9 protein-coding genes are annotated in these 6939 nt (G+C 66.3%); all 9 read left to right on the forward strand.

Translation table 11 applies throughout. The annotated features are described in order from the left end of the window. Window positions 1-149: acyl-CoA dehydrogenase family protein (locus QZ609_RS22820; RefSeq protein WP_295499795.1), on the forward strand; the 149-nt coding region annotated here is incomplete at its 5' end. A 42-nt stretch (window positions 150-191) separates the two neighbouring features. After that, entirely contained in the window at window positions 192-797 is a 606-nt protein-coding gene (locus tag QZ609_RS22825) for a 2-hydroxychromene-2-carboxylate isomerase (protein ID WP_295499782.1), read from the forward strand. A 16-nt stretch (window positions 798-813) separates the two neighbouring features. After that, window positions 814-1224 carry a rhodanese-like domain-containing protein gene (locus tag QZ609_RS22830; RefSeq protein WP_295499784.1) on the forward strand — a complete coding sequence of 137 codons (411 nt, stop codon included), beginning with the start codon at window positions 814-816 and terminating at the stop codon, window positions 1222-1224. Continuing rightward, on the forward strand, window positions 1221-1910 hold the full coding sequence (locus QZ609_RS22835; RefSeq protein ID WP_295499785.1) for an HAD family phosphatase: 690 nt from the start codon (window positions 1221-1223) through the stop codon (window positions 1908-1910). The genes QZ609_RS22830 and QZ609_RS22835 overlap by 4 nt, the downstream gene beginning before the upstream one ends. Further along, on the forward strand, window positions 1907-2338 hold the full coding sequence (locus QZ609_RS22840; protein WP_295499787.1) for a YchJ family protein: 432 nt from the start codon (window positions 1907-1909) through the stop codon (window positions 2336-2338). The genes QZ609_RS22835 and QZ609_RS22840 overlap by 4 nt, the downstream gene beginning before the upstream one ends. Window positions 2339-2359: 21 nt before the next feature. Further along, the gene (locus tag QZ609_RS22845; RefSeq protein ID WP_295499789.1) at window positions 2360-3967 is read left to right on the forward strand and encodes a carboxyl transferase domain-containing protein; all 1608 of its coding nucleotides are present in this window, start codon (window positions 2360-2362) and stop codon (window positions 3965-3967) included. Window positions 3968-3996: 29 nt separating this feature from the next. Continuing rightward, window positions 3997-4923 carry a dienelactone hydrolase family protein gene (locus QZ609_RS22850; protein ID WP_295499790.1) on the forward strand — a complete coding sequence of 309 codons (927 nt, stop codon included), beginning with the start codon at window positions 3997-3999 and terminating at the stop codon, window positions 4921-4923. Beyond that, window positions 4920-5723: an enoyl-CoA hydratase/isomerase family protein gene (locus QZ609_RS22855; protein WP_295499791.1), complete on the forward strand. Its 804-nt coding sequence runs from the start codon at window positions 4920-4922 to the stop codon at window positions 5721-5723. Before QZ609_RS22850 ends, QZ609_RS22855 begins: the two co-directional genes overlap by 4 nt. Window positions 5724-5759: 36 nt before the next feature. After that, a complete protein-coding gene (gene bioB / locus QZ609_RS22860) occupies window positions 5760-6848 on the forward strand; it encodes a biotin synthase BioB (protein ID WP_295499793.1) in 1089 nt (362 codons plus the stop codon). The last annotated feature ends 91 nt before the right edge of the window (window positions 6849-6939 follow it).

The raw sequence follows: 6939 nt of genomic DNA on the forward strand, positions 1-6939 counted from the left end.
TGTGCTCCGACGCCATCCAGGTCTTCGGCGGCTACGGCTACGTGAACGACTTCCCAGTGGAGCGCATCTACCGTGACGTGCGCGTGTGCCAGATCTACGAAGGCACCAGCGATATCCAGAAAATCTTGATCGCCCGCGCGCTCGCGTAGGCATTGTTGGGGAAACAACAGCACAACAAAGGGGAGCACATCATGAACGGGGCCATCGATTTCTACTTCGACTTCTCGTCGCCGTACGGCTACTTCGCCAGTACGCGCGTGGAGGAACTCGCCCGCCAGTACAACCGGGCGACGGCATGGCACCCGATCCTGCTGGGGGTCGTGTTCAAGACCACCGGCGGCTCCCCGCTGCCGCAGGTGCCGCTCAAGGGCGACTACGCGTGGCGCGATTTCGAGCGCACCGCGCGCTTCAACAGCATCGAGTACCGCAAGCCGACGCACTTCCCGCTACCGACGCAATATGCGGCGCGCGCCACGCTGTGGGTGCATGACCACCACGGCGGCGACCGCGCCATCGACTTCGCGCGCGCGGTCTACCGCGCCCTCTTCGTTGACGACATCAACATCGGCGAGCCCACCGAGGTCATGAAGATCGCCGACGCGATGAGCATCGACGGTGCCGCGCTCAATGCCGGCGTGAACACCCAGCAGATCAAGGACCAGCTCAAAGCCGAGATCGAGTTGGCGATGTCGCGCGGCGTGTTCGGTTCGCCGTACGTGATCGTCGACGGTGAAGCCTTCTGGGGTTTCGACCGCTTCGACCAGATCGAAGCCCTGCTGCGCGACGGACGCGTCTGACACCAAGGAGACCCGCATGCCGATGAAGAAAGGATTCCGCGCCCTCGTCGATGAAGCCATGGCGCAGGTGCGCACGCTGTCGGTGGACGAGGCGCGTGCCTTGCTGGACGACCCGACCGTGCAGTTTGTCGACGTGCGCGACATTCGCGAGTTGGAGCGCGAAGGCGTGATCCCGCACGCGCTGCACGCGCCGCGCGGCATGCTGGAGTTCTGGGTCGACCCGGAATCGCCGTATCACAAGCCGACCTTTGCCGAAGACAAGACCTTCGTCTTCTTCTGTGCGGCCGGCTGGCGCAGCGCGCTGTCCACCAAGACCGTGCAAGACATGGGCCTGGAGCGCGTAGTCCATATCGCGGGCGGCTTCACCGCCTGGAAGGCGGCCGGTGCGCCGGTCGCCGCTTACGAAAAACCGACCAAGAAAGCATGACTGAAGTTTCCCAATCCGCCTCGATCCACCCGCGCTTCGACGCCATCCTGTTCGATTGCGACGGCGTGCTGGTCGATAGCGAACCCCTCGTCAACCGGCTGATCTGGCAGATGCTGAACGAACTCGGCATCAACATCAGCCAGGAAGATTCCATCAAGCGCTTCCTCGGCAAGGCCATCCGCGAAGAGCTGGACGCGATTGCCGAGATGCGCGGCGCGCCGCTGCCGCCGAACTGGCTGTCGACCTTCCATGCGCGCCGCAATGTGCTGCTCGAAGCCGAGGTGGAAGCCGTGCCGCATATCGCCGATGCGATTGAAGCGCTGTCCACGCTGGGCCTGCCGATGGCCGTGGCCTCCGGCGCCGACCGCATGAAGGTCGAGCTGCAACTGAACCGTACCGGCCTGATCGAGCGCTTCCGCCCGACCGACGCGCGCATCTTCTCGGCCACCGAGGTCGAGCGCAGCAAGCCCGCGCCCGACGTCTACCTGCTGGCCGCGCACAAGCTGGGCGTGGCGCCGTCGCGCTGCGTGGTGATCGAGGACAGCCCCACGGGCGTGACCGCCGGCCACGCGGCCGGCATGACGGTGCTGGCCTACGCCGGCCGCAATGCGCCGGGCCCGTTGATCGCCGCTGGTGCCTCGCGCACCTTCACCGACATGCGCCACCTGCCGGAGCTGTTGGCGTGAGCCAAGCCAAGCCGATCGGCCCGGCCGATGCCTGCCCCTGCGGCGGCGGCGCCTATGCGCGCTGCTGCGGCCCGTTCCACGCGGGCGAGGCGGTGCCGGCCACGGCCGAGCAGCTGATGCGCTCGCGCTACAGCGCCTATGTGCTGGGCGACACGGCGTATCTGCGCCGCACGTGGCATCCGTCCACGTGCCCGGCCGATTTGGAAACCGGCGAGGCCGGCGCGCAATCAACACGCTGGCTGGGTCTGGACATCAAGCACCACGCACCACAAGACGCCACGCACGCGACGGTGGAATTCGTCGCGCGCTACAAGGTGGGCGGCCGCGCGCATCGCCTGCACGAAACCAGCCGCTTCGTCCGCCAGGACGCGAGCGGCACCGAAACCCCGGAAGGCCGCTGGCTGTATCTCGACGGCGACCTTCACTAACGAACCCATCGCACTGCTGCCATGCCGACGCTAGACACCAAGCTGAACCCCCGTGCCGAAGACTTCAAGGCCAACGCCGACGCCATGCGCGGCCTGGTCGCCGACCTGCGCGACCGGGTGGCCCGCATCGCCCAGGGCGGCGGTGACGACGCCCGCGCCAAGCACCTCGCGCGCGGCAAGCTGCTGCCGCGCGACCGTGTGCAACAACTGCTCGATCCCGGCACGCCGTTCCTGGAGTTTTCGCAACTGGCGGCGTACGGCATGTACGACGACGCGGCCCCCGGCGCCGGCATCATCACCGGCATCGGCCGCATCTCCGGGCAGGAATGCGTGATCGTGTGCAACGACGCCACGGTCAAGGGCGGCACGTATTACCCGATGACCGTGAAGAAGCACCTGCGCGCGCAGGAGATCGCCGAGCAGAACCACCTGCCCTGCGTCTACCTGGTCGACTCAGGCGGCGCCAACCTGCCCAACCAGGACGACGTCTTCCCCGACCGCGACCACTTCGGCCGCATCTTCTACAACCAGGCCAACCTGTCGTCCAAGGGCATCCCGCAGATCGCGGTGGTGATGGGCTCGTGCACGGCCGGCGGCGCGTATGTGCCGGCCATGAGCGACGAGTCGATCATCGTCAAGGAACAGGGCACGATCTTCCTGGCCGGCCCGCCGCTGGTGAAGGCCGCGACGGGCGAGGTGGTGAGCGCCGAAGACCTGGGCGGCGCCGACGTGCACACGCGCCTGTCTGGCGTGGCAGATTACTTTGCCAACAACGATTCGCACGCGCTGGCGCAGGCCCGCAGCATCGTCGCGCACCTGAACCGCCGCAAGCCGGAGCAGGTGCAGATCCATGCGCCGGTCGAGCCGCGCTTTTCCGCAGAAGAACTCTATGGCGTGATCCCGACCGACACGCGCAAGCCCTTCGACGTGCGCGAGGTCATCGCCCGCATCGTCGATGATTCCGCCTTCGATGAATTCAAGGCGCGCTACGGCACCACGCTGGTCTGCGGCTTCGCCCACATCTGGGGCTACCCGGTCGGCATCATCGCCAACAACGGCATCCTGTTCTCGGAAGCGGCGCTCAAGGGCGCGCACTTTATCGAGCTGTGCTGCCAGCGCAAGATCCCGCTGGTGTTCCTGCAGAACATCACCGGCTTCATGGTCGGCCGCAAGTACGAGAACGAAGGCATCGCCAAGAACGGCGCGAAGATGGTGACGGCGGTGGCGACGGCGCAGGTGCCCAAGTTCACGGTCATCATCGGCGGCTCGTTTGGCGCGGGCAACTACGGCATGTGCGGGCGGGCGTATTCGCCGCGCTTCCTGTGGATGTGGCCGAACGCGCGCATCTCGGTGATGGGCGGCGAGCAGGCGGCCAGCGTGCTCGCCACCGTGCGCCGCGACGGCATCGAGGCCAAGGGCGGCCAGTGGAGCGCGGACGAGGAAGCCGCCTTCAAGGCGCCGATCCGCGAGCAGTACGAGCGCCAGGGCCATCCGTACTACGCCAGCGCGCGCCTGTGGGACGACGGCGTGATCGACCCGGCCGACACGCGCAGCGTGCTGGGCTTGGGGCTTTCGGCCAGCCTGAACGCGCCGATTGGCGACATGAACTTCGGCGTGTTCCGCATGTAAGCGGCACGCCATCGAACGGGGAGAACAACGTGAACAACAAGCATCGGTCAGTGTGGCACCACGCATGGGCTGCGCTCGGCTGCGCCATGCTGCTCGCCACCGCCGCACATGCTGACGATAAGGCGCAGGACAAAGCATCGGCCGGCATGACCGAACAGGTGGTGGAAGTGCCCAAGTCTGCGGGCATCTTCACCGTCAAGCTGGAGACCACCATCTTCAAGCCGGCCGGCGATGGGCCGTTTCCGCTGATCGTGCTGAACCACGGTAAGGCGCTGGGCAACCCGGCCTTCCAAGGCCGCGCGCGCTACAGCGCCCAGGTGCCGCCGCTGGTGGCGCGCGGCTACGTGGTCGTGCTGCCGATGCGACAGGGTTTCTCGAAGTCCGGCGGTGCCTACATCGGCGGCGGCTGCAACGTAGAGAGCAACGGCACCGTGCAGGCCGAAGACGTGGTCGCCACGCTCGACTACATGACCCAGCTGCCGTACATCGACCGCGACCGCATCGTCATCATGGGCCAGTCGCATGGCGGCCTGACCACGATGGCGTTCGGCACCATCGACTACCCCGGTGTGCGCGGCCTGGTCAACTTCGCGGGTGGCCTGCGCAACGACAGCTGCATCGCCTGGGAAGACAACCTGGTGCGTGCCTTCGGCAACTACGGCAAGCAGGCGCACTACCCGTCGCTGTGGTTCTACGGCGACAACGACACCTATTGGCCCAAGCCGCTGCCCGACCGGTTTTTCGCCGCATATACCGAAGCCGGTGGCCGCGCACGCATGGTCGACTACGGCAACTTCCAGAGCGATTCGCACGGCATGTTCGGCAGCCGCGCGGGCCTGCCGATCTGGTTGCCGCAAGTCGACGCCTTCCTGCGTGAGCTCGGCCTGCCTAGCGGCCCCGCCCCATCTTCCAAGTCGGTCGACGCCTCGACCGGTAGCCCCAAGGACACGCAATGAACGCCTTTGAAACGCTGGCCACATTGACTTTCAGCCAGCACGGCGCCGTCGCCACGCTCACGCTCAATCGGCCCGACGTGCGCAACGCCTTCAACGAGACCGTCATCGCCGAGTTGACCGGCGCCTTCCACGCGCTCGCCAAGGAAGACAGCGTGCGTGCCATCGTGCTGGCCGCCGACGGCCCCGCCTTCTGCGCCGGCGCTGATCTGAACTGGATGAAGAAGATGGCCGGCTACTCGGACGACGAGAACCGCGCCGACGCGCTGCGCCTGGCCGAGATGTTGCGCGCCATCTATGCGTGCCCGAAGCCCGTCATCGCCCGCGTGCAGGGCGACACGTACGCCGGCGGCGTCGGCCTGGTCGCCGCGTGCGACATCGTGGTGGCGGTCGACTCGGCCAACTTCTGCCTGTCGGAAGCCAAGCTCGGGCTGATTCCCGCCACCATCAGCCCGTACGTGATCCGCGCGCTGGGCGAGCAGGCCTCGCGGCGCTACTTCATCACCGCCGAGCGTTTCTCCGCCGCTGAAGCGCATCGCCTCGGCCTCGTGCACGCGCTGGTGGGCGCCGATGCCCTCGATGCCAAGGTGGGCGAGATCACCGCCGCGCTGGTCGCCAACAGCCCGAACGCCGTGCGCGAGAGCAAGCGGCTCGTGCGCGAGGTGGCCGGCGCGTCCATCGACGATGCACTGCTGGCCGACACCGCCAACCGCATCGCCGCCATCCGCGCCTCGGAAGAAGGCCGCGAAGGCGTGCAAAGTTTCCTGGGCAAGCGCAAGCCGAACTGGCTGCTGCCTGCCTGAGCCCCATACCGATTGTTCTGTTTGAAGGAAGTCCCCATGCAACACACCCCGCTCAATTTCGTTGCCAACGCCGCCAAGGTGCCGCCCACGCCCGGTCAGGCCCCCGACGCACGCTGGAGCCGCGAAGCCATCGAAGCGCTGTTTGCGTTGCCGTTCAACGATCTGCTGTTCCAGGCGCAGCAGGTGCACCGCGCCAACTTCGATGCCAATGCCGTGCAGCTCTCGACGCTGCTGTCGATCAAGACCGGCGGCTGCCCGGAGGATTGCTCGTACTGCCCGCAGTCGGCGCGCTATGACACCGGCGTGGAAGCCGAGAAGCTGATGCCGATCGACGCCGTGCTCGAATCCGCCGCGCGTGCCAAGCAGAACGGCGCGAGCCGCTTCTGCATGGGCGCAGCTTGGCGCAACCCGAAGCCGCACCAGCTCGATGCCGTGGCCGACATGGTGCGCGGCGTGAAGGCGATGGGGCTGGAGACCTGCGTGACGCTGGGCATGCTCAAGCAGGAACAGGCTGCGCAGCTCAAGGATGCGGGGCTGGATTACTACAACCACAACCTCGACACCGCGCCGGAGTTTTACGGCGAGATCATCACCACGCGTACGTATCAGGATCGGCTGGACACGCTGGCGCACGTGCGCGATGCGGGCATCAATGTGTGCTGCGGCGGCATCGTCGGGCTGGGTGAATCGCGTCATGAGCGCGCGGGCCTCGTCGCCGAGCTGGCGAACATGGAGCCGTATCCGGATTCGGTGCCGATCAACAACCTGGTGAAGGTTGAGGGGACGCCGCTGGAGAGCAACGAGGCGTTGGACCCGTTCGAGTTTGTGCGCACGATTGCGGTGGCGCGGATCACGATGCCCAAGGCGATGGTGCGGCTGTCTGCTGGCCGCGAGGCGATGGATGATGCCTTGCAGGCGCTGTGCTTTATGGCTGGCGCCAATTCGATCTTCTATGGCGAGAAGCTGCTGACGACCGATAACCCGGAAGCGGATGCGGATCGGAAGTTGCTGGCGCGGTTGGGGATGCGGGTGGAGGTGCAGGACCATCTGCATCAAGCCGCTGATGCTGGGCACTCGCATTCGCACTCGTCGCATTGTCATATCGACATTACGCCTGCCGACTGATGCTTTGTGATGGGGATGGGCTTTCGGGTTTTTGTTGGTGGTCCATCCCCTGTTTCATCCCCTGCCGGGGCTGACTCACTTTCTTTGTCTT

The sequence above is a fragment of the uncultured Ralstonia sp. genome, from assembly GCA_913056305.1.
In the GTDB taxonomy this organism is placed as follows: Bacteria; Pseudomonadota; Gammaproteobacteria; order Burkholderiales; family Burkholderiaceae; genus Ralstonia.

Coding starts and splice junctions, on each gene's coding strand:
- QZ609_RS22825 (WP_295499782.1), top strand. CDS start 192: ATGAACGGGGCCATCGATTTCTACTTCGACTTCTCGTCGCCGTACGGC.
- QZ609_RS22830 (WP_295499784.1), top strand. CDS start 814: ATGCCGATGAAGAAAGGATTCCGCGCCCTCGTCGATGAAGCCATGGCG.
- QZ609_RS22835 (WP_295499785.1), top strand. CDS start 1,221: ATGACTGAAGTTTCCCAATCCGCCTCGATCCACCCGCGCTTCGACGCC.
- QZ609_RS22845 (WP_295499789.1), top strand. CDS start 2,360: ATGCCGACGCTAGACACCAAGCTGAACCCCCGTGCCGAAGACTTCAAG.
- QZ609_RS22855 (WP_295499791.1), top strand. CDS start 4,920: ATGAACGCCTTTGAAACGCTGGCCACATTGACTTTCAGCCAGCACGGC.
- bioB (WP_295499793.1), top strand. CDS start 5,760: ATGCAACACACCCCGCTCAATTTCGTTGCCAACGCCGCCAAGGTGCCG.